Origin of the sequence: Thiohalocapsa sp. (assembly GCF_019695415.1) — a bacterium.
Taxonomy (GTDB): domain Bacteria; phylum Pseudomonadota; class Gammaproteobacteria; order Chromatiales; family Chromatiaceae; genus Thiohalocapsa.
In genome coordinates, this window is sequence record NZ_JAIFKJ010000207.1 from 1 (window position 1) to 26,834 (window position 26,834).

General features: G+C 67.2%; 21 protein-coding genes. 16 read left to right on the forward strand and 5 right to left on the reverse strand.

Annotated elements, in window-relative coordinates:
• Positions 1-524: 524 nt before the first annotated feature.
• From I6U14_RS05855 to prsT, 4 genes are all read left to right on the forward strand, one after another.
• On the forward strand, positions 525-1,922 hold the full coding sequence (locus tag I6U14_RS05855; protein ID WP_296897647.1) for a TIGR03013 family XrtA/PEP-CTERM system glycosyltransferase: 1,398 nt from the start codon (positions 525-527) through the stop codon (positions 1,920-1,922).
• Between the two features lie 33 nt (positions 1,923-1,955).
• Positions 1,956-4,043, forward strand: a complete 2,088-nt coding sequence (prsK, locus tag I6U14_RS05860; protein ID WP_296897649.1) for an XrtA/PEP-CTERM system histidine kinase PrsK — start codon at positions 1,956-1,958, stop codon at positions 4,041-4,043.
• 5 nt (positions 4,044-4,048) lie between these two features.
• Positions 4,049-5,404, forward strand: coding sequence for a PEP-CTERM-box response regulator transcription factor (prsR, locus tag I6U14_RS05865; RefSeq protein WP_296897652.1), 1,356 nt, complete (start codon positions 4,049-4,051; stop codon positions 5,402-5,404).
• 70 nt (positions 5,405-5,474) lie between these two features.
• Positions 5,475-8,258 (forward strand): XrtA/PEP-CTERM system TPR-repeat protein PrsT, encoded by a 2,784-nt coding sequence (prsT, locus tag I6U14_RS05870; protein ID WP_296897654.1) that lies wholly within the window; start codon positions 5,475-5,477, stop codon positions 8,256-8,258.
• Between the two features lie 17 nt (positions 8,259-8,275).
• On the opposite strand, the gene I6U14_RS05875 is transcribed toward prsT, so the two are convergent.
• Together I6U14_RS05875 and queF are read right to left on the reverse strand one after the other, a co-directional pair.
• On the reverse strand, positions 8,276-9,583 hold the full coding sequence (locus I6U14_RS05875) for an FGGY-family carbohydrate kinase (protein WP_296897655.1): 1,308 nt from the start codon (positions 9,581-9,583) through the stop codon (positions 8,276-8,278).
• Positions 9,580-9,969 (reverse strand): preQ(1) synthase, encoded by a 390-nt coding sequence (gene queF, locus I6U14_RS05880; RefSeq protein WP_296897657.1) that lies wholly within the window; start codon positions 9,967-9,969, stop codon positions 9,580-9,582. Before queF ends, I6U14_RS05875 begins: the two co-directional genes overlap by 4 nt.
• A 229-nt stretch (positions 9,970-10,198) precedes the next feature.
• Between queF and smc the strand changes: the two genes are divergently transcribed.
• The 5 genes from smc (at position 10,199) to I6U14_RS05905 (ending at position 18,161) form a co-directional block, all read left to right on the forward strand.
• Positions 10,199-13,705: a chromosome segregation protein SMC gene (gene smc / locus I6U14_RS05885; RefSeq protein WP_296897658.1), complete on the forward strand. Its 3,507-nt coding sequence runs from the start codon at positions 10,199-10,201 to the stop codon at positions 13,703-13,705.
• Between the two features lie 93 nt (positions 13,706-13,798).
• Complete coding sequence (locus tag I6U14_RS05890; protein WP_296897660.1) at positions 13,799-14,551, forward strand: cell division protein ZipA C-terminal FtsZ-binding domain-containing protein; 753 nt, start codon at positions 13,799-13,801, stop codon at positions 14,549-14,551.
• Positions 14,548-16,845 (forward strand): NAD-dependent DNA ligase LigA, encoded by a 2,298-nt coding sequence (ligA, locus tag I6U14_RS05895; protein ID WP_296897662.1) that lies wholly within the window; start codon positions 14,548-14,550, stop codon positions 16,843-16,845. The genes I6U14_RS05890 and ligA overlap by 4 nt, the downstream gene beginning before the upstream one ends.
• Positions 16,846-17,032: 187 nt before the next feature.
• Positions 17,033-17,311, forward strand: coding sequence for a segregation and condensation protein A (locus I6U14_RS05900; protein WP_296897664.1), 279 nt, complete (start codon positions 17,033-17,035; stop codon positions 17,309-17,311).
• A gap of 13 nt (positions 17,312-17,324) precedes the next feature.
• Entirely contained in the window at positions 17,325-18,161 is an 837-nt protein-coding gene (locus I6U14_RS05905) for a carbonic anhydrase (protein WP_296897666.1), read from the forward strand.
• 135 nt (positions 18,162-18,296) lie between these two features.
• On the opposite strand, the gene I6U14_RS05910 is transcribed toward I6U14_RS05905, so the two are convergent.
• From I6U14_RS05910 to I6U14_RS05920, 3 genes are all read right to left on the reverse strand, one after another.
• Entirely contained in the window at positions 18,297-19,178 is an 882-nt protein-coding gene (locus tag I6U14_RS05910) for a peptidyl-prolyl cis-trans isomerase (protein WP_296897668.1), read from the reverse strand.
• Positions 19,179-19,317: 139 nt separating this feature from the next.
• Positions 19,318-19,620: a YciI family protein gene (locus I6U14_RS05915; protein WP_296897670.1), complete on the reverse strand. Its 303-nt coding sequence runs from the start codon at positions 19,618-19,620 to the stop codon at positions 19,318-19,320.
• Between the two features lie 19 nt (positions 19,621-19,639).
• A complete protein-coding gene (locus I6U14_RS05920) occupies positions 19,640-20,350 on the reverse strand; it encodes an inner membrane-spanning protein YciB (RefSeq protein WP_296897672.1) in 711 nt (236 codons plus the stop codon).
• Between the two features lie 172 nt (positions 20,351-20,522).
• On the opposite strand from I6U14_RS05920, the gene I6U14_RS05925 reads away from it, so the two are divergent.
• From I6U14_RS05925 to rluB, 7 genes are all read left to right on the forward strand, one after another.
• On the forward strand, positions 20,523-21,383 hold the full coding sequence (locus tag I6U14_RS05925; protein ID WP_296897674.1) for a PHP domain-containing protein: 861 nt from the start codon (positions 20,523-20,525) through the stop codon (positions 21,381-21,383).
• A 154-nt stretch (positions 21,384-21,537) separates the two neighbouring features.
• A complete protein-coding gene (locus I6U14_RS05930; RefSeq protein WP_296897676.1) occupies positions 21,538-22,161 on the forward strand; it encodes an L-threonylcarbamoyladenylate synthase in 624 nt (207 codons plus the stop codon).
• Between the two features lie 61 nt (positions 22,162-22,222).
• Positions 22,223-22,942, forward strand: coding sequence for a site-2 protease family protein (locus tag I6U14_RS05935; RefSeq protein WP_296897678.1), 720 nt, complete (start codon positions 22,223-22,225; stop codon positions 22,940-22,942).
• Between the two features lie 49 nt (positions 22,943-22,991).
• Positions 22,992-24,251, forward strand: a complete 1,260-nt coding sequence (locus tag I6U14_RS05940; protein ID WP_296897681.1) for a tryptophan--tRNA ligase — start codon at positions 22,992-22,994, stop codon at positions 24,249-24,251.
• Positions 24,248-25,099: a ScpA family protein gene (locus I6U14_RS05945; RefSeq protein WP_296897683.1), complete on the forward strand. Its 852-nt coding sequence runs from the start codon at positions 24,248-24,250 to the stop codon at positions 25,097-25,099. The genes I6U14_RS05940 and I6U14_RS05945 overlap by 4 nt, the downstream gene beginning before the upstream one ends.
• Complete coding sequence (scpB, locus tag I6U14_RS05950) at positions 25,096-25,971, forward strand: SMC-Scp complex subunit ScpB (RefSeq protein ID WP_296897685.1); 876 nt, start codon at positions 25,096-25,098, stop codon at positions 25,969-25,971. Before I6U14_RS05945 ends, scpB begins: the two co-directional genes overlap by 4 nt.
• A 154-nt stretch (positions 25,972-26,125) precedes the next feature.
• A partial coding sequence (gene rluB / locus I6U14_RS05955; RefSeq protein ID WP_296897687.1) for a 23S rRNA pseudouridine(2605) synthase RluB occupies positions 26,126-26,834 on the forward strand: 709 nt, incomplete at its 3' end.

A 26,834-nucleotide genomic window follows, 5' to 3' on the forward strand; every position in this document is an offset into this window, starting at 1 on the left:
ACGATACCATGCACGGCGCGTTTCCGAGCCGTGTGTTCCACCGCACCGACAGGCCGTGGCCTCGACTCAGCCGCGACGACGCTTCGGCGCCGTAGGCCTGGACAAGAGCGTCCGTATGCTAACATGGGTCGTCGCGCCCGACGGGGCTCCGTCCTTGCGTCGCCGCGATCTCGGGAGCAACCGATTTGGTGGCCATCCTGGCCAACCATCTGATGGAATCCGGCTTGTTCCCAACGGTGGCGGTTTCCGGGTCCCTCCATTTTCAGCGACTTAAGGGTCGCTGAAGGTGGCGGGGCCTACTGCACCGCGTGTGAAACGCCAAGAATTCGGCGTTTCCCCAGGCGTCGCCTGGCACCTCATAGTGTCCGGGCGCATGCTTGTGCTGCGCTCGGTGTGCTGCCCATTTCCGCGGGCGGGCCGCGAGGAGGGTCTCTTCGGTCACGGGTGCGGACCGACTTCCGCTGGCCCGCGGGCTTTCGCTTCGGCACGCGCCCTAGGCAGACGCTGTTGCTCGTACATTCGGAATGATTCGGCTCTTCGGCCACCACGTGCCCGGCCTCAACCTGCTCATCGCCCTGCTGGAGTTTGCGCTCTTCGTCGTTGCCCTTTGGCTCGGTGTGGGCGTGCGCTTCGGTTGGGAGCTGCCGCGTGACATCGCCCTGCTCGATGCCTGGGTGACCGGAGCGATCTTCGCGTTGGTGATGTCGCTGTCGCTCGCGTCGATGGGTCTCTACCAGCGCCGCACGCAGGAGGGCGAAGCTGGCTTGGTGGTTCGCCTCGTCATCGCCTTCGCCATCGCCACGGCGTCGCTGGCGCTGCTGTTTTACCTCTTCCCAGCCATTTTGATGGGGCGGGGCATCCTCGCACTGTCGCTGGTGTTCTCCTTCATCGGCACCCTGGCGCTGCGGATTGTCTTCGATCGCATCGCCGGCGCGGAATCCCAGAAGCGCCGGGTCCTCGTGCTGGGCGCCGGTGTGAATGCCGAGCGCATCGCCGAGCTCACCGATGGAGACGAGCCCGTCGGGTTCTGTGTGGTGGGCTATGTGCCACTGCCGCGCAGCCATCGCCTAATCGCGCAGGACAAGATCCTCGCGCAGAAGGGCTCGCTGTTGGAGCTCGCCATCGCCACCAACGTCGACGAGATCGTTGTGGCTGCCGACGACCGCCGCCGCAAACTGCCCGTGGGCGAGCTCATGGATTGCAAGCTCAGTGGGTTCGCCGTGCTGGACCTGCTGACGTTTCTCGAAAAGGAGCTCGCCGCCGTCAAGATCGATCTGCTGCATCCAAGCTGGATATTTTTTTCTCAGGACGGCTTCAAGATGGGTATGACCGGGCGCTACGGTAAGCGGCTGCTGGACCTGACTCTGGGGTCGCTGATGCTGCTGGTTGCCGCACCCGTGATGCTGTTGGTGGCGGTGGCCTCGCTGCTGGAGTCCCGTGGGAGGGATCCGGTCCTATACCACCAAATTCGCATCGGGCAGGGCGGCGTCCCGTTTCGCTTACACAAGTTCCGCAGTATGCGGGTAGATGCCGAGGCCGATGGACTCGCACGCTGGGCGGCCAAGAACGACAGTCGGATCACGCCCCTAGGCGCCTTCATGCGCCGCACCCGGCTCGATGAGCTGCCGCAGTTAATCAACGTGTTGCAGGGAGAAATGAGTCTGGTCGGCCCCCGCCCGGAGCGGCCGGAGTTCGTCGAGCGGCTTGCCACGGGTATCCCATACTACGCCGAGCGCCATCGTGTGAAGCCAGGGCTGACGGGCTGGGCGCAATTGATGTATCCGTACGGGTCGGACGAGGACGATGCTAAGCGCAAGCTCGAATTCGACCTTTACTACGTCAAGCATGCCGGCCTTTTTCTCGATCTCGTGATTCTGCTGCAGACCGTTGAGGTCGTGCTGCTGGGCAAGGGCGCGCGGTGACGGCGCGCTGTCTGCCTCGGGAGGTCTGCTGACATGTCACCCGACCTCATCGGCTTCATTGGCTACGCCGCCGATGCTGCGGCCATGACCGTGCTGGCACTGTTGCTGGCGACGAGCTGGCGGGGGCGTCTGCAGGGTGGGCTGCTGCTGCTGGCGGTGGCGATCAGTGTGCTCTGGGCAGGATTACTCGCGATACAGGCGCAGTGGCACATGGCGCCGGTGCAGATGATCTGGGCAGCGGAGGCAGCCCGCATGGTCGCCTGGTGTCTGTTCCTGCTGCGCGTGCTGGATCAGCTCCGCCAGGGACTTGCCGATCGCCTGCGGCTGCTGCGCTGGGGTGTGCTGGTAGGCGGGCTCCTGTTGTTGCTGCCTTTCGAGGATTGGCTGCCCGCACTGGTGCCGGCTGGCGGTGGTTGGCTTGCGAAAGTTCGGCTCATCGGGCAGCTCCTGCTCACCGTCAGCGGGCTGTTCCTGGTGGAACAGGTTTATCGCAACACCCCTTGGCAGCATCGCTGGGGCATCAAGTTCCTCTGCTTCGGGCTTGGTGCCGTCTTCGTCTACGATTTCTACTTCTTCGCCGACGCCCTGCTGTTCGGGCGCCTGGATACCGGCGTCTGGCTCGCCCGCGGCGGTGTCAACGCCGTGGTAACGCCGCTGCTTGCCGTGTCGGTTGCGCGGAATCCCCAATGGTCGTTTGATCTGGCGGTGTCCCGCAGCGTCGTCGTCCACTCTACGGCGTTGATGGCGGCTGGCGTCTATCTATTGTTCATGGCGCTCGCCGGCTACTACATCCGAGCCTATGGCGGCGAGTGGAGCGCAGTATTCCAGCCGCTGTTTTTCTTCGGCGCGGCAGTGGTACTCATCGTCCTGCTCTTCTCCGGACAGTTGCGCTCGCGCCTCAAGCACTTCATCAGCAAGCATTTTTACAGTTACCGCTACGACTACCGCGAGGAATGGCTGAGGCTGATCAGTGTGTTGTCCGGCAAAGAGTTGCAGGCAACGCTCCCGGAACGCATCATTCTCGCGCTCGCGGAGCTCGTCGACAGCCCCGGCGGAGCTGTGTGGGTTCGGGACCCCGACGGCAACTGCGTATTTCGGCGGTGCTGGAATTTGCCCCTGGCGGAGTTGGATGTGCGTTGGGAGGGCTCTGATGTCTGCGCGGCGTTGCAGCCGGGCGGGGAGGTGATCGAGCTCGCAGAGCCGGCCCCAGCCGCATCGCTGTCGGGGACGCTGCCAGGCTGGCTGCTCGCAAACGAAAACCTGTGGCTCTTGGTGCCGCTGATGCACGAGACCAGCGCGCTGGGCTTCGTCGTGCTGGCGCGACCGAGGGCGCCGCAGCAGCTCGGGTGGGAGAACATCCAGCTGTTGCAGACGGCGGCGCGTCAAGCGGCCAGTTACCTCGCCCTTGAGGAGGCGGCAGCCGCACTCGCGGAGGCGCGTCAGTTCGAGGGCTTCAATCGGTTGTCGGCGTTTGTCGTGCACGACCTGAAGAACTTGGTCGCGCAACTGTCGCTGGTGAGCCGCAATGCTGAGCGCTATCGTGACAATCCGGCATTCGTAGACGATGCATTGCAGACGGTGCGTGACTCTGTGGACCGCATGAACCGTCTGCTGCTGCAGATGCGCGCGGCCACTCCCACCGGCAAGCAGGGGCGTGTCGCGCTCTTGCCACTGCTCGATCGGGCGGTCAGCGAGCGCGCGGTGCAGTCGCCGGTACCTTCCTTGCGAGTGGCCGACGGCGTGGCCCCGGAGGTATGCGTGGACGCAGAGCGCTTGCAAGCGGTGCTGCGCAACGTGATCCAGAATGCCCAGGATGCCACCGACAAACAGGGGCGGGTGACGGTAACCTTGCGTGAGGACGGCGACATGGCGGTGGTGGAGATCGAAGACGACGGCTGCGGCATGGACGAGGAGTTCATTCGCGAGCGACTGTTCCGGCCATTCGACTCGACCAAAGGTCTTGCCGGCATGGGCATCGGCGCGTATGAGTGCAAGGCGCTCGTCGCGCTGGCTGGCGGATGCGTAGACGTGGACAGTGAGCCCGGGGCTGGCACCCGCTTCTCGATTCGCCTGCCGCAGTCGGCGGCGCCGGTGGAACAGCCTCTGGCCGCAGTGATATGACGCCAGTGCAAGCAGACAGTATCAAGCTCCTTATTGTGGAGGATGATCCGGGCCTGCAGCGGCAGCTGCGCTGGAGCTTCGAGGGCTGTGAGGCGGTGGTTGCCTCCGATGCCGAAGCAGCCATCAAGGAGCTGGAGCAGTTCAGCCCGGTGGTGGTCACCCTGGACCTCGGGCTGCCACCGGATCCAGGCGGAACCACGGAAGGTTTTCGGCTGCTGGACGAAATCCTAGCCCGTGCACCCGATGCCAAGGTCATCGTCGTCACCGGCCATAACGACCGCGATAATGCCGTCCGCGCCATTGGGCGCGGTGCCTACGACTTTTTCGAAAAGCCCATCGACCCGGATCTGCTCACGCTCACTGTGCAGCGGGCGGCGAAGCTCGCGCATCTGGAGCGGGAGTATCGCAAGCTCGCCACCGCCATGCCGGAATCGCCCTTCGGCGAGCTCATTGCCGTGAGTCCGCAGATGCTCGACGTCTGCCGAACTATCGAGAAGCTCGCGCCAACGGATGTGACAACGCTCATCCTCGGCGAGAGCGGCACCGGTAAGGAAGTGCTCGTTCGGATTCTGCATTCGCTCAGCAGCCGCAGCAGCCGTCGTCTCGTGGCAATCAACTGCGCTGCCATTCCGGACGCGCTGCTGGAGAGCGAGCTGTTCGGCTACGAGAAAGGCGCCTTCACCGGAGCTGTCAAGACCACGCGCGGCAAGATCGAGACGGCCGATCGCGGCATTCTGTTCCTCGACGAGATCGGCGATCTACCCATGTCGCTGCAAGCGAAGCTCTTGCGCTTCCTGCAGGAGCGGGTCATCGAGCGCATAGGCGGCCGCCAGGAGATACCGGTGGATGTACGCGTGATCTGCGCCACGCACCAGGAACTGCCTAAGCTCATCGAGGAAGGCCGTTTCCGCGAAGATCTGTACTATCGCATCAATGAGGCCACCATCTTTGTGCCGCCGCTGCGCGAACGTGAGGATGACGCGGTGGTCCTGGCGCGAGCCTTTCTGAGCCGGTTTGCTGCGCAGCACCGCAAGCCGGTCAGGAATTTCACCCAACAAGCGCTCGCTATCATCGAGTCCTACAGCTGGCCTGGCAATGTTCGCGAGTTGGAGAATCGCGTCAAGCGCGCGGTGGTGATGGCGGATGGCCGTGAGGTTACGGCCGAGGACCTCGAGCTCAAGGACGTTCAGGTGCGCGAGATGCCGTTCGATCTGCGCGAGGTTCGGGAGCTGTCTGAGATGCAGGCCGTCAAGCGCGCCGTTCACCACGCCGACCGGAATCTCTCCCGTGCCGCGGAGCTGCTCGGCATCACCCGACCGACGCTCTACAACCTGATGAAAAAATATCGGATCCCGAATTGATTCGAGCGGCCTGCTTGCTCTCGCCTGCGCCGCCGCCCACGTATCCGCCCCTCACTCACCGGAGCTCGTCATGACCAAGCGCCTGCTGTCCGGCTTGCATCGTTCGTTCCGCTTCGGCGCGCTCTTGTGCGCGTTCGCCGCCCTGCCGTTGTCGGCCGACGACACGGTCCTCGACAAGGCGCAGGGCTATTTCAATGACGGCAATTACAACGCCGCGGAAATCGAGCTCAAGAGCCTGCTTCAGGCTGACCCGAATCTGCAGAAGGCCCGCATCATGTTGGCGCAGATCTACCTGCGCTCGGGCAACGGGGCTGCGGCGGAAAAGGAACTGCGAAGGGCGATCGATCTCGGTGCCAGCGCAGACGAGCTGCGGTTTGATCTCGCCGAGGCCAAGCTGCAGCAGCAACGGTTTGCAGAGGTGCTGGAATCGCTCGATGTGGAGACGCTACCGGCCAAGGACCGCGCGCGTGCACTCGCTCTGCGCGGCCGCGCGCACCTAGCGCTGCAGGAGACCGAGGCCGCCAAGCGGGCCTTTGCGGACGCGACGGCGCTGGATCCCGCCGACCGCGAAGCCGCCGCCGGTCTGATTCAACTCGCCATGATGGACGGCGATATCGAGACCGCCGATGTCGCCTCCGCTCTGCTGCTCGAGCGCTATCCGCGAGAGCCGGACGTGATGCTGCTGCGGGCCGAGGTGGAGCGCCGGGCCGAGCGCCCGGAGGCAGCGGTTGCCCTGTTGGGCGACGTACTCGAGCTGGAGCCCGAGAACCTGCGGGCGCTGCTGGGGCGCGCGACGATGCTGGTGAGCCTGCAACGCTTCGACGAGGCGCGCGCGGACCTGGAGCGGGTGGACAGCCTCCAGCCGAATACTGTCATCGTGAGCTATCTGCGCGGCGTGATGGCTTTCTATGACCGCGACTGGGAGCAGGCCGGCGAGCATTTGCAGTTGGTCCTTAGCGCACAGCCGGGCCATATGCAGAGCCAGTTGCTCATGGGCATCGTGAGCTATGCCCAGGACGATCTGCAGCTCGCCGAGGAGTATCTTTCCCGTATCAACGCCGAGATGCCGGACAATCTTCAGGCCGCCAAAGTGCTCGCCGCCACGCGGCTCAAGCTGCGCGAGCCGGACAAGGCGGTGGAGGTACTGGAGTCCATCGCCGACGGCGCGGACCCCCAGGTCATGGCTTTGCTTGGTAGCGCCTACATGCTGGCAGGCGAACAGCAACAGGGGCAGGAATGGTTGAGCCGAGCGGTGGAAATGGCGCCGGATGTCGCTGCCCTGCGCACCCAACTCGCCCTCACGCTCATTGCCGGCGGTGATATGGGCGGTGCCATCAGTGAGCTCGAGAGCGCTGTGGATCTCGGCCAGGAGGTGCTGCAGGCGGATGTCCTGTTGGTGCTCGCCAAGCTCAAGGAGCAGCGCTATGAGGAGGCCATCACCGCCAGCGAGGCGCTAGAGGCACGCCGTCCTGAGAGCCCTGTGGCCTTCAACCTGACGGGCTTGGCGTTCCTTGCCCAGGGCAAGCTCGACGAAGCCCGTGCGCGCTTCGACAAGGCGCTTGAGCTCGATCCGGATTTCACCACGGCACTGATGAATCTTGCCCGGGTCGAGGTTGCCAGCGAAGATCTGGCGGGCGCTGAAAACCAGTACCAACGCGCGCTGGCGAAGGATCCGAGCAACCTCGCGGCGCTCCTCGGGATGGCGGCCGTGGCCGAGCTTCGCGGTGATGACGCCAGCATGTTGGAATGGCTCAACAAGGCCCAAGACGCCAATGCATCGCCAACTCAGCCGGGCCTGCTGCTGAGCCGGTACTACATCGATCGCAAAGAGTACCTGAAAGCACTCACGGCAGCGAACGATCTCGCTGCGCGCTTCCCCGACAACCCCGATGCGCTGGAAATGCTCGGCCGCGCGCAGACTCTCGCCGATGATCCGTCGGGCGCCATCCGCACCTTTGACCAAATTCTCGAGATGCGCCCGGACGATCCGCGCATTTACTACCTCAAAGGCGGCGCCCAGTGGAAGACCGATGCGCTGCGCGCTGCTCAGGGTTCCTTCGAGCGTGCCATCGAGCTGAAGCCGGACTTCGTGGACGCACGGGTGGCGCTGGCCTCGGTGTTGGTGGCTGCAGAGGACTACGCCGCGGCGCGCGAGGTTGCCCGAGGGCTGCAACAGGACTTTGCAGACCAGCCGCTCGGATATCGCATCCAAGGTACCGTGGAGATGGCGGCGCGCAACCCAGCCGGTGCGGTGCAGCCATTCCGACAGGCCCTAGATCTGGCACCGTCGCCAGCTTTGGTGCGCCAGCTCGCGGAGGCCTATGCGCGTGCAGACCGCGCCAACGATGCCATTGCCCTGTTGGAGGACTGGAGCCGACAGCAGCCGGAAGATCTCGCCAGCCAGGCGATGCTGGCCATGCTGCTGCACGGCGAGGACATGCCCGATCGGGCGCTACCTATCTACGAGCGTCTCTACAACGCGGGTCAGAGCAACATCCTTATCCTCAATAACCTCGCCTGGATCCTGCACGAGCGCGGTGATCCGCGGGCGCTGGAGATCGCGGGCAAGGCCTACGAGCTGGACCCGAACCGGCCCGAAGTGGCCGATACCTTCGGCTGGATCCTGTTCAACACTGGTGAGCGCGACAAGGGGCTGAGCATCTTGCAACAGGCACACTTGGCCTTTCCGACCCAAACCGAGATCGCCTACCACACGGCCTGGGCCTTGAGCGACGCGGGTCGGGGTGCCGAGGCCATGCCGATCCTGCGGCGACTGCTGCGCGAGCATCCCAACTCTGAGCAGGCCGACGATGCCCAAGCCTTGTTGGAAAAGCTGGGCGGCGATGCCGGATAACGCGGCGCGGGCCCCGTTCAGTCGTCTGCTGGCGCCCGAAGTGCCAGCCGCGCAGCGCCGACGGCGGCTTCCTGCTCCGCCGCCGGCGTCACCTCAATACCGAGCAGGCGCTGCCGTATGGCGGTCCAGGTGGCATTTCGCGCACCGCCGCCGATACTGACAACGCGCGTCGGCTGCGGTGCGCCGAGCTGCCCTAGGAGCCGATAACCGTCGCGCTCGATGCGGGCAATGCCCTCGAGCAGCCCGTGCAGGAAGCGGCTGTCTTCCGGCGGGCGCGGGGTGACACGCGGCATGAGTGCGGGGTCGTGCACCGGAAAGCGCTCGCCCGCGGCCGGTAGCGGGTAGTAGTCCAGTCCGCTCGGCTGCGCCGGGTCGATGGCGGCGCTGAGCCTCACCAGCGCAGCGTCGTCAAAATAGGCGCGCAGTGCAGCGCCACCGCTGTTGGAGGCGCCACCCACCAGCCATTGATCCCTTAGCCGGTGGCTGTAGACGCCGTAATCGGGCGCCGTCACCGGCTGCTCCGCGATGATCTTGAGCACCAGGGTACTGCCGAGGCTGGTTACCGCATCACCCGGCTCGCTTGCACCCGTCGCGAGCACTGCCGCAGTACTGTCCGTGGTGCCGGCGCAGATTAGGGTGTCAGGGGGTAGTCCTGTGGCCTCCGCCGCCCGCGGGGCGATGGAGCCGAGCGCCAGGCCCGGCGCATGCACCTTTGGCAGTGCTCGCGCCGGCAGCGGCAGGCCTGCGAGCCAGTCCGGCCAGCGCTCCACCGCCGGGTCGAAACCGAGCTTGAGGGCGTTGTTCCAGTCGCTGTCGCCGAAGCGTCCGAGCAGACAGCCGGTGAGCCAGTCTGCCTGGTGCAGCACATGACACCGATGCGCATCCGCAGCGGCGGCGGCGAGCAGGTGCAGCGCCTTGGCCAGGCTCGAGCCCACGCCCAGCGCCGGGGAGTCCGCGGGTGCCGCAGCGGCGACCTGCGCCGCAGCGTCCGCCGCGCTGCGGTCGTTGTACATCAGCGCCGGGCCCAATGGCCGGCCGGCGCCGCCGGCCAGCGGCACCGTGGCGGGGGTGCCGCCGAGCCAGACGCGGCACGGCCGCTGGCGGAGTGCGGCGCTCGCCGCCACGCTCCGCAGCACGGCGGTGACGGCTTGCCACCAGCACGCCGGGTCCTGCTGCACGCCACCGCCGGCGGTGCGAAGCGGCGCCGGCAGCGCCTTGGCGGCGGTCGCGAAGCGGGTGCCGACGGCATCCAGTGCAACAGCCCGCACCCCGCTGGTGCCCACATCGACGCCGATACCGATGCGGCTGCCAACCGGCGCTGTCACGGCAGCTGTACGAGCTGCGGTGCCTGCCAGCCGGGCGCGCGATGCTCTGCGACCACTTTCGTATAGATGCCGCCGCGCACGTTGAAGTCTGCGGTGAGGCGCATGAAACGCGGTGCCGTCGCCGCCACCAGGTCGCCGAGGATGCGGTTGGTCATGGCCTCGTGGAAGCCGCCCTCGTCGCGGAAGGACCAGACGTAAAGCTTCAGGCTCTTCAGCTCCACGCACGCGGCCTCGGGAATGTACTCGATGGCGAGCTCCGCGAAATCCGGCTGTCCAGTCTTGGGGCAGAGACAGGTGAACTCGGGGATGCGGATGCGGATGACGTAATCGCGTCCGGGCTCGGGATTCGGGAAGGTTTCGAGGGTTTTGGTGGGTTGGGTGGGCATGATGATTCGGAAGTGCGACGAGCGCAGTGCGACGTGCGAAGTGCGAAGTGCGAAGTAAGAAGTGCGGTGAGCGTGGTACGTTCCGGTGTTGATGCCTGTCGGTGCGGCTGGTCGACGGTCTTCTCAGCCCTCAGCCCTCAGCCCTCGGTTCACCGGCAAGTCTATCAGCGCCTGGCGGCGTCGGCGGGTAGCGCTTGTTTGGGTCAAGGCGCTTCAGTATCTTTCGGCGATGCGGCTGGAAAAGATCAAGCTGACGGGGTTCAAGTCCTTCGTCGATGCCACCACGGTGCAGTTCCCGAGCAACCTCGTCGGTGTCGTCGGCCCCAATGGTTGCGGCAAGTCGAATGTCATCGACGCGGTGCGCTGGGTCATGGGCGAGAGCTCGGCGAAGATGCTGCGCGGCGAGTCCATGGCGGACGTTATCTTCAACGGCAGCACCAGCCGCAAGCCGGTGGGCGTCGCCGGCATCGAGCTCACATTCGACAACAGCGCCGGGCGTGCCGGCGGCGAGTTCGCCCGCTTCAATCAGATCGCGGTCAAACGCCAGGTCTCCCGCGACGGCCAGTCCGCCTACTTTCTGAACGGCGCCCGCTGCCGGCGCCGGGACATCCAGGACCTCTTCCTCGGCACGGGACTGGGCCCGCGCAGCTACGCCATCATCGAGCAGGGCATGATCTCGCGGTTCATCGAGGCCAAGCCCGATGAGCTGCGCCTGTTCATCGAAGAGGCTGCCGGCATTTCCAAGTACAAAGAGCGTCGCCGCGAGACCGAGAACCGCATCCGCCACACCCGCGAGAACCTGGACCGGCTCAACGACCTGCGGGACGAGGTGGCCAAGCAGCTGAAGCACCTGGAGCGCCAGGCGGAGACCGCCGAGAAGTACCGCCAGCTCAAGGAGGACGAGCGCCGGCTGGAGGACGAGCTCACGGCGCTGCGCTGGCGCGAGCTGGATCAGGAGCTTGCCCAGCGCGACCGCGCCCTCGCCGCACTCGAGGTGGACCTGGAGCGCCGCCGCGCCGAGCAGCGTCGCCTGGAGGCGCAGATCGAGGCCGATCGTGATGCCCACGCCGAGGCCTCGGATGCCTTCAACAGCGTCCAGGGGCGCTACTACGCCGTTGGTGCCGAGATCGCGCGGCTGGAGCAGGCCATCCGCTTTGCCGACGAAAACCGCAGCCGCCAAGAGGCCGAGCTCGCGCGCGTCCGCGAGGAGCTGGCCGCCGCCGAGGGCCACCGCGAGCGCGACACCGCGCGCATGGCGGAGCTGGCAGAGGAGCTGACGCGTGACGAGCCGGCGCTCGCCGAGGTGGGCGAGCGCATGGCCACCGCGGCAGACGAGCTCGCCGTCGCCGAAGATCGCCTGGACGCCTGGCAAGCCGCCTGGGATGCCCTGCAGGAAGGCCCGGGCGGGCCCACCGAGCGCGCCCAGACGGAGCGCGGGCGCATCAACGATCTTGAGCAGCGCATCCTGCGCGCCGACCAGCGCACGGCGCGGCTGGCCGACGATCGGGAGAAGCTTGATACCACCGAGCTCGCCGGCAAGCTCGAGCAGCTCGAGGCCCGCTCCGAGGCGCTGGACCAGCAGATTGCCGCGGCCGCCGACAACCAGGCACGCAGCGCCGAGGCCCTGCGTCGGCTGGAGGAAGAGCGCGCTGCCGTCGCGGGCCGGCTCGACGCCGCCCGCACCGAGCTGCAGACCTGCCGCGGCCGACAGGCCTCGCTGGAGGCACTGCAGGACGCGGCCCTGGAGCAGGCGGACGACACTGTCGGACTGTGGATCGAAGAGCAGGGCCTGGGCGACGTGCCGCGGCTGCTCGACAGCATCGAGGTGGACGGCGGCTGGGAGTCCGCGGTGGAGGCGGTGCTGGACGACATGCTGGCGGCCCTCTGTGTGGCCGACCTCGATGCCCACGGCCCGCTGCTCGACTGCGGCCCGCTTGGGCTCTTGGGCCCGGGCCTGCGCAGTGATTCTGATCCGCCGGCCCCCGCGCCGGACAGCCTCGCCGCCCGGGTGCGCTGCCCCTGGCCGCTGCACGGGCTGCTGCACGGCATCCATACCACCAACACCCTGCCCGAGGCCCTGTCCCGTCGCGGCGAGCTCGGCCCGGGCGAGCGCCTCGTCACCCGCGACGGCGCGCAGGTGGGGCGCGACTGGCTGCGCCGCCCCGGCGATGGCCCCAAGGTGGCCGGCAGCCTGGAGCGCGCCGAGGCCCTGCGCAGCCTGCAGGCCGAGGCGGACGACTTGGATGCCGTCATTGCCGAGCTGGTGGAGCAGCACGACGGGCTCGCCGAGCGCCGGCAGGTGCTGGAGCAGGAGCGCGACGACGCGCTCGACCTGGTGAGCCGCCTGAGTCGCGACCGCGCGGCGCTGGACGCGGACTTCGGCGCCGGGCGCTCGCGGCTGGAGCACATGTGCGAGCGCCGCGCCGCGCTGGATGACGAGCTGCGCGAGCTGGGCGAGACCCGTGCGGAGGCCGCCGACGAGATCGAGGCCGCCCGCGAGCGCCTGCACCAAGCCCTGGAAGAGACCGAGCATCTCGGCGCCCAGCGCGACGCGCTGGCGGCCGAGCGCGACGCGCTGCGCGCCCGCGTCGCCGAGGCCCGCGCGGCCGAGGCCGGCCTGCGGGATGAGCGTCAGCGCCTGGAGGTGGCTATCCAGACTCGCCGGACCTCGCTTGAGGCCCTGGACGCGCAGCTTGCCCGTGCCGGCGGGCAGTTGGAGGCCTTGAGCGCCCGCCGTGACGAGCTGCTGGCTGACCTGACCGCTGCCACCGAGCCCATGGAGGAACAACGCGAGCAGCTGGAGGCGCAGCTCGAGCAGCGCGTGAGCGTGGAGACAGAGCTGGGTGAGGCGCGCGAGCGTCTGGAGGCGCTCGATCAGTCCGTGCGCGAGGCCGAGCAGCGCCGCCATACCCTAGAGCAGGGCGTCGCGTCGGTGCAGCAGGACCTGGACGCCAAACGCCTGGAGCGGCAGGACCGCCTGGTGCGCCGCCGCACCCTGGAGGAGCAGCTCGCCGAGCGCGGCGGCGTCATGGCCGAGGTCGTCGCCGCCGTGGATGCCGCCGCCAGCAGTGCAAGCCACGAAACACTGCTCGCGCAGGTCAAAGGCCGCATCGAGCGGCTCGGCAACATCAACCTCGCCGCCATCGACGAGTTCCGCGAGCAGTCCGAGCGCATGCGCTACCTGGACGAGCAGCACGCGGACATCAGTGCTTCACTGGAGACACTGGAGGCGGCGATCCGCAAGATCGACCGCGAGACCAGGGCCCGCTTCCAGGACACCTTCGACCGCATCAATCAGGGGCTGCAGCAGCTTTTCCCGCGGGTGTTCGGCGGCGGCCACGCCTATCTGGAGCTGACTGGCGACGACCTGCTCGACACCGGCGTGGCCATCATGGCGCGTCCGCCGGGCAAGCGTAACAGCAGCATCCATTTGCTTTCCGGTGGTGAGAAGGCGCTCACCGCCGTGGCCCTGGTGTTCGCCATCTTCCAGCTCAATCCAGCGCCCTTCTGCATGCTGGATGAGGTGGATGCACCGCTGGATGATGCCAATGTGGGGCGTTTCTGCGAGCTGGTGCGCTCGCTGTCCGATCAAGTCCAGTTCATCTTCATTACCCACAACAAGGTCACCATGGAGATTGCCAACCACCTCATTGGCGTCACCATGCACGAGCCCGGTGTGTCGCGGCTGGTGTCCGTGGACGTGGACGAAGCGGCGAAGCTGGCCGCCGTGTCTTGACCGCCGGCGCCTTGCGGTGGGCGCGCTGATATACTGCGGGCGCGGAGGGCAGCCGCGCATCCATACCACAAAGCATGAGGGGGCGAGCACCGAATGGACGCCGCAACTTTGCGCCTGATTCTGGTCGTCGTCGGGGCCGTGTTCCTGATCGGGCTGTACCTGTGGGAGAAACAACGCGCCGAGTCTGCGGCGGACCAAGGGCAGCGCGCCGAGCGTCGCGCCCGGTCAGCGCCGCGGCGAAGCGGGCGCGAGACCCCAGAGCGCAGGCGCGAAGAGCCGAATCTAGGCGGGCTTGGGGACGGCCTCGGCGATGACGCCCGGGAGGCGTCCGCGCCAGCGGCGGCGGCTGTCGCCGCAGCGGAGCCAGCCGAGGCGACCCAGCCGGGCGAGACGGCAGAGTCTCCCGCTGCCGATCAGCTCCTGATCCAGCTCTATATTACGAGCCACGGTGGTGCCTTCAGCGGCGAGGAGATCATCGGTGCCGCCGAGCGCTGCAAGCTGCGCCCCGGGGACATGGACATCTTCCACCGTACCCGCGGCGATGTGCCCGACGGGGAGCCCCTCTTCAGCATGGCCAATCTGGTGAAGCCCGGGACCTTTCCCTTTGCCGACATGACCGAGTTCACCAGTCCGGGGCTCGCCGTGTTCGGCCAGTTCCGGGGCGAGCCGAGTGACCTCATGGTCTTCGATGAGATGCTCGATGCCGCCCGGGTGATGGCCGAGCTCCTCGGCGGCGACATCCGCGGGCCGCAGCGAGAGCCACTGCGTGATGCCGATGCCAAGGCCCTGCGTGCTCGGGTGCGCGCCCTACTGCACGGCAGCGACGAGGACGGCGAGGCGCCGTGAGCGCGCCGGCAGATGCGGTGCAGCGGGCCGAGGCGCTCCGCACCCAGCTGCACCATCACAACTATCGCTACTACGTCCTCGACGACCCGGAGATCACGGACGCCGCCTACGATCGGCTGTTCTGCGAGCTTCAGGAGCTGGAGGCCCGCTACCCGGAGCTGCGCACCCCGGACTCGCCGACGCAGCGTGTCGGTGCCGAGCCCGGTGAGCGCTTCGCCGAGGCGCGCCACCGGGTCCCGATGCTGTCGCTGGGCAACGCGCGTACGGATGACGATGTGCGGGACTTCGACCGCCGCATTCGCAAAGATCTGGGCGCAGAGGCGGTGGCCTACGTCGCAGAGCCCAAGCTCGACGGCCTTGCGGTCAGCCTGCTTTATGAGAACGGTGTACTGATCCGCGGCGCGACCCGCGGCGACGGCAGCGTCGGCGAGGACGTGACGGCCCAGGTGCGCACCATCGGCGCCGTGCCGCTGCGCCTGCAGGGCTCGGACTGGCCGCGGCTGCTGGAGGTGCGCGGCGAGGTCTATCTGCCGCTCGCGGCCTTCGAGCGCCTCAAGCAGCAAATGCTCGACGCCGGCCAGACGCCGTTCAAGAATCCCCGCAACGCCGCGGCCGGCAGCCTGCGCCAACTGGACCCGGCGGTGACCGCAACCCGGCCCCTCACCATGTTCTGCTACGGCTTCGGCGCAGTCGAGGACGGCGACCTGGGTCCGACCCAGAGCGCAGCCCTGGCGGCCTTCAAGGAATGGGGGCTCAGGGTGTCGCCGGAGTCCAGGGTGGTGACCGGAGCGGACGGCTGTATCGACTATCACCGCGTCATCGGTGCGCGCCGTGACACCCTGGATTACGAGATCGACGGCGTTGTCTTCAAGGTGGACGACATTGCCGCCCAGCGCCAGCTCGGCTTCCGCGCCCGCGACCCGGTTTGGGCCATCGCCTACAAGTATCCGGCGCGGGAGGAGCAGACCGTCGTCCGGGCGGTGGAGTTCCAGGTGGGCCGCACGGGTGCCGTGACCCCGGTGGCGCGGCTCGAGCCCGTGGACGTTGCCGGCGTGACCGTCAGCAACGCCACACTGCACAACATCGACGAGGTGCACCGCAAGGACGTGCGCGCAGGCGATACGGTCATCGTCCGCCGTGCCGGGGATGTGATCCCGGAGGTGGTGAGCGTTGTCGAGTCCCTGCGCCCCGCGGGCACCGAGCAGGTCGAGCTGCCGGCACAGTGCCCGGTGTGCGGCTCCGACGTCATCCGCGCCGAGGGCGAGTCCGTCGCGCGCTGCAGCGGCGGGCTCACCTGTGCCGCCCAACGCAAGGAGGCCCTCAAGCACTTCGCCTCGCGCCGGGCCATGGATATTGACGGCCTTGGCGACAAGCTCATCGAGCAATTGGTCGAGCAGGGCCTGGTGCACGACCCGGCAGACTTGTACGCGCTCGGCGTGGCTGACTATGCGGGTCTGGAGCGCATGGCGCAGAAGTCCGCGCAGAACCTGGTGGAGGCGCTGGACCGCAGCCGCCGCACGACGCTCGTGCGCTTCATCTATGCGCTTGGCATCCGCGAGGTGGGGGAGGCGACGGCGCAGGCGCTGGCGGCCCATTTTCAGGATCTCGGGCCACTGATGGCGGCGGATCTGGATACCTTCATCGTCGATGAGCCTGGCGTCGACGGTGTCGGCGAGAAAACGGCCACTGCACTGCTGGAGTGGCTGGAAGCGCATCCGCATGCCAGCCCGGGCGATGCGCCCCTCGCCGATTGGCTCGCCGGACTCGGCATACGCGGGCTGCGGCCTGCAGCAGCGGCGCGCATCGCAGAGCGTTGGGCGGATCTTACGTCTCTGCGCCATGCCGCGGTAGCGGACTTCCTGGGCGGCAAGCGGAGCCTGGTGGAAGGGGTAGGGCCCATCGTCGCGGCCCACATCGTGAGCTTCTTTAATCAGACGCACAATCGCGAGGTGATTGCTAAACTGCTCGACCCGGATCTCGGGGGCATCTCCTGGGAGACGACTACCGCGGCTGCGGCAGCGACATCTGCGGATGCAGGCACCCCGCTCGCCGGCAAGACTTTCGTCATCACTGGTACCCTGAGCCGGCCCCGCGATGCGGTGAAGGCGCAGCTGGAAGCGCTGGGCGCCAAGGTCACCGGCAGCGTGTCCGGCAAGACCGACTATCTGCTGGCCGGTGCCGACGCCGGCAGCAAGCGCGCCAAAGCGGCGTCCCTCGGTGTCAGCATCCTCGATGAGGACGACCTCGCCGCGCTCACCGACGGTGCTTACGCGCCGGAGCACGGCCACTCCTGAGGGCCGCCGGCGCAGGTGCCCTGCGCCCCGTTTGCGTGCGGGCGCCAGGCAGGTGAATAATGCTTGACCTGCCCCGATCCTCCTGCCGCGGGGCGCAGCCAGATCGCCGTCGCCGCCAGCCCGCCGGGGCAGCGCCGGGCGCCGCTTCGGCTCAAATCTCACGGCCCGACCCGTACGGAGAAGTCAGATGCCCGAGCTCAGTCAAGAGCAGCAAATTCTGGTCGCCATGCGCAAGACCCTGGCGGCCATCATCAAGGACGTCACACCGCCCGCCGGTATGAAGCATCCGCTGTCGAACGACACCATCCAGGATGTGCGTCAGTGCCTGGCTCTGATCTCGGCGCGGGAGAAGGAGCTGGCCGAGGCCGATGGCCGCGGCGGCGAGCGTCCTTATTACGCCGACGAGCCGCAGTCGGCCACCGTCGTGCCCATCGCCGGCCTCAAGCGCAGCCGCAGCGACGATTGACGCCCTGACGCCGATGCGCGCACGACTGCACAGCAGCGCCCAGTCCCGTGGCAGCGGCCCGAGCCGTTATTCCGGGACCATGGCCGTTGCGCTGGCGCTGGCGGCGGCACCCGCGGCCGCCTGGCAAACCGGCATCGCGCTGCCGGACCCGGAGGCCATGCCACGCTGGGGCTACAGCGGTGAGAAGGGCCCGGAGCACTGGAGCGATCTTGACGCCGAGTATGACACCTGCGCCCGCGGCGACGCCCAGTCGCCGGTGGCGCTCGCCGAGGCGGTTGCGGTAGCCGCCCCCTGCGAGCCCTTGCGATTCCGCTACCGCAGCAGTCCGCTCTACGTCACCAACGACGGCCGTGCATTGCGCCTGGGCTACGATCGCGGCAGCCATCTGCTTATCGAAGGTCTGAGCTACGAGCTGGTGGAACTGCAGTTCCATGTGCCATCCGAGCACGTGGTCGATGGTGTGCGTGCGGACGCCGAAGCGCAGCTGATCCACGCGAACAACCGCGGTGACATTGCCGTGGTGGCGGTGCCGCTCATACCCGGCCCCAGGGTCAACAGTATGCTTCGACGGGTGCTGGAGCACGCACCGAGTGTTGCTGGCGAGTCTTTCTACGGGCGTAACGTCGGCGTGAACCCGCTGTTCCTGCTGCCGGGCCGCAAAGACTATTTCGCCTATACGGGGTCCCTCACCCGGCCACCCTGTACGGAAGGGGTTCGGTGGTATGTGATGCGCACACCGGTGGAGGTGGCGGCGGTGGAGCTGGAGCGCCTGGCGGCGCTGGTGGCGCCTAATGCTCGGCCGGTGCAGCGGCTCGGCGATCGGCGGGTCACTAAAGTCTGTATGCCCTAGGGAAGCGCCAATAAATCAGCATCTCCCTAAGGGCCGAGGGCCAAGGCGACTGCGTTTCGTCGGGCGACAAAACATGCCTCTTGGCCCTCGGATCTCGTTGCCGAAGATCATTCGGCGGGGTCCACTAGCACCGAGCTATTCGGAAGCGGCGCCTTCCTCGTCTGCATCATCCTTGAGCTTGACCACGTCTTCGTTCAGCTCGACCATCGCCTGATTGCGCATCTCGGCGAGCCGGGCCGCGACTTTATCTCTCCTGATGGCCGCCTCGAGATTCGGCTTGGCGTCTTCGAGGGACGGCGGCTCGGCGTCGCGGGTCTCCTCCAGCAGGATGACGTGCCAGCCGAACTGGGTCTGCACCGGCTCTTCGGTCCACTCCCCCGGCTTCAGCTTTGCGACGGCGTCGGCGAAGGGCTTGACCATCTGCCGGGCGTCGAACCAGCCGAGATCACCGCCCTTGTCGGCGGTGGGGCCGAGTGAGTTTTCCTTGGCGAGCTCCTCGAAATTCTTCGCCTTTTTCTTGCCGACCTGCTTTGCGAGCGCTTTGGCCTTTTCCTGGTCGTCCACGAGGATATGGCGGGCCTTGTACTCGGTGCGCTTAGCCTGCTCCTTGAACTGCTCGTAGACCTCCTTGAGCTCGTCTTCGGTAACCTCGGTTTCGGCTGCGATTGACTGCAGCGCCGCCTGCGAGAGCACCATCATGCGCTGCAGGTCGAGGGAGGTCTGCACATCGGTGCGCTCGGCGAGCTCGCGCTTCTCGGCCTCCTGAGCGGCTACCACCAGGTTCATGAACTCATTGAAGGCGCGCTCTTGGAGCTCGGGGGTGTTCTCGCCCCTGGCCTGTTGTAGCCGCTGAGCGTAGAAGACCCGAAACAGGTTCAGCTTGTAGGGCTCGCCGTTGATGGTGGCGATGAGCGTATCGTCGTCGGCCGCGTCGTCCTGGGCCAGCACCGGCGCGGAGAAGAGCGCGCTGGCAAAGGCGGTGGCGAGCAGGAGCTTCGGCGTCGTTTTCAGTGGCATCTGACTTTCCTTCAGGTTGGTGACAAGGACGTGAACGCGTGTCCGCGCAGCCCCGGCGTGGTGCAGCACAGGACGTATGCATTGCGCCCGCACCGCGCCGCGGAGATGAGCGGGGCGGCGAGGGGCGGTGTTGCCGTGCTCAGCGCGGCAGCACTTGGATGAACGGTTTGACTCGGACCTCCTGATACACGCCGGCCGACACATAGGGGTCCGCGTCGGCCCAGGCCTGTGCAGCGGTGAGGTCGTCGAACTCCGCCACCACGAGGGAGCCGGTGAAGCCCGCCTCGCCTGGGTCCATGGCGTCTACCGCCGGGTGCGGGCCTGCAAGCACGAGGCGGCCTTCGGCCTGCAACGCCTCCAGTCGTGCGAGATGCGCGGAGCGTGTCCTGCGGCGCACAGCGAGGCTGTCGGCGTGGTCGGTGGCGATGATGGCGAAGAGCACGGCGCGTGGCCTCCCGGAGCTAGCGACTGCCGCCAGCGTCGGCCTCCTGGGCCGCTTCCTGCACGGTGGCAGCGGCGGCTTCGGGCTCGATATGGCGAGCTAGGTAGAAGGCTTGTGCGAGTACGAAGACCAGCGTCATGCCCATCATACCGAAGAGCTTGAAGTCTACCCAGCTGGCCTCGGCGGCATGGGCCTGTTCGCACAGACCGAGCACGCTGCCGGTGAACAGCTCGGCGCAGGCTGCCAGATCCACCTCGGGCTGGCCGCTGGCAGCGATGAGCGCCTGTTTGGCCTCATAGAAGCCGCTGCCGACGTAAACGACGTAAAGGTTCACCAGGCCCGAGAAGACGAAAAACGCCACCCACGCCAGATTCAGTCGCTGCCAGATCGCCGCAGGCGCCGATACCGCGTGCCCCATGAGCCTCTGCACCAGTGGTTGGTTGCCGATGAATTGTCCACCAAGGAACACGAGCGCGAACAGCCAGTTGACGATGCTCGGCTTCCACATGACGAAGGTCGGGTCCCGGAGCGCGAGGGTCATGCCGCCGAACAGCACGAGAAGCCCCAGAGTGGCCAGATGCATGCGCTCGGTGCGACCGTGCCTTAAGCGTACCCAGGCGACCTGCAGGGCGGCAGCGGCGATGGCAACGACGGTGGCGGCATAGATGCCCTGAAGCTTGTAGGCGACGAAGAACAGGATGACCGGAAAAAAGTCGAACAGGAGTTTCATGGCGGTCTCGGGTGTATCCCTGACGGAGACGGACACCGTGCTGGCAATTTGACCCGCCAGCATAGCAGCACCCGGGATGGTGGTGCAGCCGGCGTCGGTCGGTCAACGATGGCGAGCGTCGCGCGCGCGAGCGCGGCGCCTGCGTGTAGGCAGAATCGGTTAATATGGGCAGATGCCGAAGACTCCTGATATGCATACCCACTCCACCGCTTCGGACGGCACCCTTACGCCCGCCGGATTGGTGGAGCGCGCTGCAGCCGCCGGCGTCGAAACCCTTGCCCTCACCGATCATGACACCGTCGCCGGCATTCCGGAGGCTATGACCGCCGCAAAAGCCGCGGGCCTGGGGCTCATCCCTGGGGTGGAGGTGTCTGTGACCTGGGGCGGACGCACCGTTCACGTGGTGGGCCTCGCCGTGGATATCACCTGCAAGGCCCTGCTGGACGGCCTCGCCGGCCTGCAGGATTATCGCGTCTGGCGCGCTGAGGAGATCGGCCGGCGCTTGGCGCGGGCAGGCTACGACGGTGCCCTCGATGGTGCCAAGCGCTATGCCGCCGGAACCCTTATCGGGCGCACGCACTTCGCGCGCTTTCTGGTGGAGCGTGGCGCCGCCAAGGATCTGCGCGACGTCTTCAAGCGCTTTCTGGTATCCGGCAGGCCCGGGCATGTGCCGGGCGAGTGGACGACGCTGGAGCAGGCGCTCGGCTGGATCCATGCCGCCGGCGGCATCGCTGTCATCGCCCACCCGGCGCGCTACGGTTTCACGCGCACTAAGATGCGCCGCCTGATCGGTGAGCTCAAAGAGTGCGGGGGGCGTGGGCTGGAGGTGGTCTCCGGCAGCCACAGCAAGGACGACTATCACGTCTATGCCAGGCATGCTCGTGAGGCGGGGCTGCTCGCCTCCGCAGGCTCCGATTATCACGGCCCGGAGAAGCCGTGGATCGAGCTCGGTCGTTTGCCGCCGCTTCCGGACGGCTGTACACCGGTGTGGGCTGCACCCGCCCTCGCAGGCGCACGGCGCGCGGCTGCTTGAGGCCCCGGCGCGCCGGCCGTCCAAACGCCAGCCGTCATCGCCAGCCGTCATCAACCTGCCAAGCGCGCCTGCCGAACTTCATCCTGTTACCTGTTTTGGTCGCCCAAGCGCGGGCCGGCTCGCCGGCTCGTCGGCGGGGCGCGCCGGCCGAGCCATGGCTGATTACCTGGAGATCCACCCGCGCAACCCGCAGCCGCGGCTCATCGCCCGGGCCGCGGACGTGCTCCGCGGCGGCGGAGTTGTCGTTTATCCGACCGATTCCTGCTATGCACTCGGCTGTCGCATCGGAGAGAAGTCGGCGCTGGACCGCATCCGCATGATCCGGCGCGTGGACGACAAGCACCATTTCACCCTGGTGTGCCGAGACCTATCGGAGATTGCCACCTATGCGCGTATCGACAACGTTGCGTACCGCTTGCTCAAAACGCTGACGCCGGGTCCTTACACCTTCATCGTGCAGGCGACCAAGCAGGTGCCGCGCCGTCTGCTGCACCCGAAGCGTCGTGCGATCGGCATCCGCGTGCCGGATACACCGATCGTACATGACTTGCTTGCGGCACTGGATCAGCCCATTCTCAGCACGACGCTGATCCTCCCGGGTGGCGATGAGCCGCTCGCGGATATGCTGGACATTCGCGATCACATGGATCACTGCGTAGACCTCATCATCGACGGCGGCTCCTGTGGCACCGAGCCGACAACGGTGGTGGACATGACCAGCGAGCCCCCTACCGTGCTGCGGCATGGCCGGGGTGAAACCTCGCTATTCGACACCTGAGCGCCCGCTGCGGCGCGCGCTCGCGCACCACGCCCAAACGTGTGTCCCGGCGCGCGCCGATATGAACGAAGTCCTACAGACCCTGCTGCTGCTCATTTTGATCGCGCCGCCCGTGCTCCTCGCCATCACCGTGCACGAGGCCGCGCACGGCTGGGTGGCCAGCCGCCGCGGCGACCCCACAGCCTTCCTGCTGGGCCGCGTCACCTTCAACCCGCTGAAGCACATCGACCCGGTGGGCACCGTGCTGGTGCCGGCCGCGATCTTCCTTATGTCCAAGACCCTGGTGGGGGTGCCCTTCCTGTTCGGTTGGGCCAAACCGGTGCCCGTGGATTGGCGGCGACTCAGTAACCCCCGCTGGGACATGGCCCTGGTGGCCGCTGCGGGGCCAGGGGTGAACCTGCTGATGGCCTTCGCCTGGGGGCTGGCCATCAAGGTGATGGCGCTGGTAGTCATGGTCGTGCCCGTACCCACTTGGTTGCTGCAGCTGTATGTGGAAATGTGCGTGGTGGGCATCGTCATTAATCTGGTGCTGATGGCGCTCAACCTCTTCCCGTTGCTGCCGCTGGATGGGGGCCGTATCCTGAATGCCCTGCTGCCGCCGCGGCTCGCGGCACGCTTCTCACGCTTGGAGCCTTATGGAATCTTTATTCTGCTGTTGCTCCTATTTCTGCCCAACGGCAACCCGCCCGGCCTGCTCGGTGCGGCCCTTCGCCCGGTGGTGAGCGGGGTGCTGGCAGCCATACCGGGACAGGCTCTGGTGCGCGATCGTTTCCCCATTTGACGCGCCCGCCCGCTCAGCGGGCGGGGCGCCGGCGACAAGGCCATCTGCAGTGACCTCCGTTACCCCTCAGAATCCACGTGTCCTCTCCGGCATGCGGCCCACCGGGCGGCTGCACCTCGGCCACTATCACGGTGTGCTGAAAAACTGGGTCGAGCTCCAGCACGAGTTCGAGTGTTTCTTCTTCGTCGCGGACTGGCATGCGCTCACCACAGACTACGAAGACCCGTCGGGCATCCCACGGGCGACCTGGGACATGGTCGTGGATTGGCTCGCTGCAGGCGTGAGCGCGGGCTCCTCGACGCTGTTCATCCAGTCCCGGGTGCCGGAGCACGCCGAGTTACACCTGCTGTTGTCCATGATCACGCCGCTCGGCTGGCTGGAGCGTGTGCCGAGCTACAAGGATCAGCAGGAGAAGCTGAAAGAAAAGGACCTGGCCACCTACGGCTTTTTGGGTTATCCCCTGCTGCAGAGCGCCGACATCCTTATCTACAAGGCAGGTCAGGTGCCGGTGGGAGAAGACCAGGTTGCCCATGTGGAGATGACCCGCGAGATCGCCCGGCGCTTCAACCACATCTACGGCCGTGAGCCGGACTTCGAAGAGAAGGCCGAGCAGGCCAAGCGCAAGATGGGCAAGAAGAACGCAAAGATGTTCGATCAGCTGCGGCGCAGCTGGACCGAGCAGGGGGATCAGCAGGCGCTCGATAAGGCCCGCGCCCTGCTGGAGACCCAGGCCAATATCACCGTGGGTGATCGCGAGCGGCTGTTAGGCTACCTGGAAGGCGGTGGGCGGGTGATCCTGCCAGAGCCGCAGCCGCTCCTGGCCCGCGCGGCGAAGATGCCCGGGCTGGACGGGCAAAAAATGTCCAAGTCCTATGGCAACACCATTGCGTTGCGCGACGACCCCGACGAGGTGGCGCAGAAGCTGCGCACCATGCCCACGGACCCGGCCCGCGTACGCCGCACCGACCCGGGCAATCCAGATGTCTGCCCCGTTTGGCAGTTCCATGAGGTGTACTCGGACGACGGCGTCAAGGACTGGGTGCAGGCGGGCTGCCGCTCTGCCGGCATCGGCTGCATCGAGTGCAAGCAGCCCATCATCGAGGCGGTCCGTGCGGAGCTCGGCCCTATTCAGGCCCGCGCCGCGGAGCTGGAGGCGCAGCCGGAGACGGTGCGCAGCTTCATCAACGAGGGCTGCGAGCGTGCCCGCGACGTGGCGCGGGAGACCATGGACGAGGTTCGTCACGCCATGTCATTGGCACAGGGCCGAGGGCCGATGGCCCCTGGACGACGCAGGTGCGAGCGACCATGACGACGCCGGAGACAGAAGCCCAGCCGAGAGAGACGCCGCCGGACGCGGTCGCCCGGAACCTGGCGCAGGCGCCGCCGCTCGCCATCGTCCGCGGCGCGCCGCTGCTCAAGCTGCCGGAGGATCTCTACATCCCGCCGGATGCCTTGGAGGTCTTCCTGGATGCGTTCGAGGGGCCGTTGGATCTGCTCTTGTACCTGATCCGAAAGCAGAATCTGGACATCCTGGATATCCCCATCGCGCAGATCACCAACCAGTACATGGAGTACGTGGAGCTCATGCAGGAGCTTCGCTTGGAGCTGGCGGCGGAGTATCTGGTGATGGCCGCCATGCTCTGCGAGATCAAATCCCGCATGCTGCTGCCGCGTCCATCAACCGCGGAGGAAGAGCACGCGGACCCGCGCGCCGAGCTGGTGCGCCGGCTCATGGAATACGAGCGCTTCAAGCAGGCGGCCCAGGACCTGGACGCCCTGCCGCGGGAGGGCCGAGACAGCTTCCCGGTCGCCGCTGAGCTGTCCGCGGAGCACATCCGCCGCATCCCGCCCACGGTGGAGCTGGGCGAGGTGCTGGCGGCGCTGCGCGATGTCATGCGCCGCGCGGATCTTTTCACGAGCCATCGGGTGGAGCGTGAATCCCTGTCTCTGCGCGAGCGCATGTCCCGGGTGCTGGCCTTGGTGCAGCGCGGTGGCTTCGTACCCTTCGAGGCGCTGTTCGACGTGACCGAAGGTCGCGCTGGTGTCGTCGTGAGCTTCCTTGCCATTCTGGAGCTGGTGAAGGCTGCGACGCTGGAGCTCGTGCAGTCCGAATCCTATGCGTCCATCCATGTGCGTCTGCGGGCGGCAGAGCAATGAGCGGCGGCGACTGGGAGCAGTCGGTCACTGACGATGAGGCCTTAGAGGGTGCCGATGTCACGCCGCTCAATGCCCTGTCGCTCGCGACGCCACCGGTGAAGCAGGTGGTCGAGGGAGCCTTGATGGCTGCCGGTGCGCCCTTGACGACCGAGCAAATCCTGTCCCTCTATCCCGAGGAGCGCCGCCCCGCCCGGGACGAGATCCGCACAGCAGTCGACGAGCTCAGCGCGGACTACCGCGAGCGCGGCATCGAGCTGGTGGAGGTGGCCGGCGGCTGGCGCATCCAGGTGCGCCGAGCCGTGGCACCCTGGGTGGCGCGATTGTGGGAAGAGAAGCCCCCGCGCTACTCCCGGGCCCTACTGGAGACCCTGGCGCTCATCGCCTACCGCCAGCCCATCACCCGCGGCGAGATCGAGGACATCCGCGGCGTGGCCGTCAGTACCCAGATCGTCAAGACGCTGACGGAGCGGGAATGGATCCGCATCGTCGGCCATCGCGACGTGCCAGGTCGCCCGGCGCTCTACGCCACCACCCGCAGGTTCCTGGATTACTTCGGCCTGCGCTCCCTGAACGACCTCCCACCCTTGGCGGAGCTGCGCGATCCGGCCTTCTTCGATGAGCAGCTTCGGGTTGCGGGCGACGCTGCCTTGGATGCGGCGGCGGAGGCGGCTGGCGAGTCCGGCACTGGCGTGCAGGCGGCACTGCCTGCCACCGAGCCAGGGCCGGTGGATACTCGCAGCGATGAGCCGTCGTCCGTGCCCAGCAGGGGTGGCGCCGTGGGAGCGGCATCCCCGACGCGATCCGCGGCCGCAGGCGACTCGCGCCCACATGATCCTGACCATGGCGAGCCCGACCATGGCGACTCAGAATAGGCGCCCACCCAGGCTCGGGTCTGGCCGGCGCCGCGGTGACGCGGCGCAGCGCACAGTGAACCCAGACCAACACCCTGGTCGTCCCGAGGCCAAAGGCAAAGGCCGCGGTCGGCGGCCCCACCCAGGGCAGGCCACCGACGCGGAGCCGGTGCGTCTGCAAAAGGTCCTGGCCGAAGCGGGCCTCGGCTCGCGCCGCACCCTGGAGGGCTGGATCGCCGAGGGCCGCGTGCGCGTCAACGGCCAGCTCGCCAAGCTCGGCGACCGTGTGCTGCCCAGCGACCGCATCCGCGTCGACGGCGAGGAGGTCAAGCGCCGCTCGCCGCGCAAGGCGCGCTTGCGCGTACTCGCCTACCACAAGCCCGAGGGCGAGGTGGTCACCCGCCGCGACCCGGAAGGCCGGCCGACCATCTTCCGCCGGCTGCCCGGCATCCGCGACGGGCGCTGGATCACCGTCGGCCGCCTCGACCTCAACACCGCCGGCCTGCTGCTGGTGACCAACGACGGCGAGCTTGCCAACCGCCTCATGCACCCGTCCCGCCAAGTGGAGCGAGAGTATGCCGTGCGCATCCACGGGGATGTACCCGAGCAAGCGCTGGAGCAGCTGGTGCAGGGCGTTCAGCTGGACGACGGCCCCGCGCGCTTCGAGGACATCGTCGAATCCGGTGGCAGCGGCGCCAACCGCTGGTTCCACGTGCTGCTGGTGGAGGGCCGCAACCGCGAGGTGCGCCGCCTGTGGGAGGCCGTCGGCTGCGAGGTGAGCCGCCTCAAGCGCGTGCGCTTCGGCAACGTCGTCCTCGGCGCCCGCCCGCTGCCCGGCCAGTGGCGCGAGCTGACCGGCGACGAGCTGGACGCGCTGCTCGCCA

Bases quoted from the DNA above. Each gene is read 5' to 3' on its own strand.
- I6U14_RS05855 (WP_296897647.1), top strand. From the start codon at position 525: ATGATTCGGCTCTTCGGCCACCACGTGCCCGGCCTCAACCTGCTCATC.
- prsK (WP_296897649.1), top strand. From the start codon at position 1,956: ATGTCACCCGACCTCATCGGCTTCATTGGCTACGCCGCCGATGCTGCG.
- prsT (WP_296897654.1), top strand. From the start codon at position 5,475: ATGACCAAGCGCCTGCTGTCCGGCTTGCATCGTTCGTTCCGCTTCGGC.
- queF (WP_296897657.1), bottom strand. From the start codon at position 9,969: ATGCCCACCCAACCCACCAAAACCCTCGAAACCTTCCCGAATCCCGAG.
- smc (WP_296897658.1), top strand. From the start codon at position 10,199: ATGCGGCTGGAAAAGATCAAGCTGACGGGGTTCAAGTCCTTCGTCGAT.
- I6U14_RS05890 (WP_296897660.1), top strand. From the start codon at position 13,799: ATGGACGCCGCAACTTTGCGCCTGATTCTGGTCGTCGTCGGGGCCGTG.
- I6U14_RS05900 (WP_296897664.1), top strand. From the start codon at position 17,033: ATGCCCGAGCTCAGTCAAGAGCAGCAAATTCTGGTCGCCATGCGCAAG.
- I6U14_RS05905 (WP_296897666.1), top strand. From the start codon at position 17,325: ATGCGCGCACGACTGCACAGCAGCGCCCAGTCCCGTGGCAGCGGCCCG.
- I6U14_RS05910 (WP_296897668.1), bottom strand. From the start codon at position 19,178: ATGCCACTGAAAACGACGCCGAAGCTCCTGCTCGCCACCGCCTTTGCC.
- I6U14_RS05920 (WP_296897672.1), bottom strand. From the start codon at position 20,350: ATGAAACTCCTGTTCGACTTTTTTCCGGTCATCCTGTTCTTCGTCGCC.
- I6U14_RS05925 (WP_296897674.1), top strand. From the start codon at position 20,523: ATGCCGAAGACTCCTGATATGCATACCCACTCCACCGCTTCGGACGGC.
- I6U14_RS05930 (WP_296897676.1), top strand. From the start codon at position 21,538: ATGGCTGATTACCTGGAGATCCACCCGCGCAACCCGCAGCCGCGGCTC.
- I6U14_RS05935 (WP_296897678.1), top strand. From the start codon at position 22,223: ATGAACGAAGTCCTACAGACCCTGCTGCTGCTCATTTTGATCGCGCCG.
- I6U14_RS05945 (WP_296897683.1), top strand. From the start codon at position 24,248: ATGACGACGCCGGAGACAGAAGCCCAGCCGAGAGAGACGCCGCCGGAC.
- scpB (WP_296897685.1), top strand. From the start codon at position 25,096: ATGAGCGGCGGCGACTGGGAGCAGTCGGTCACTGACGATGAGGCCTTA.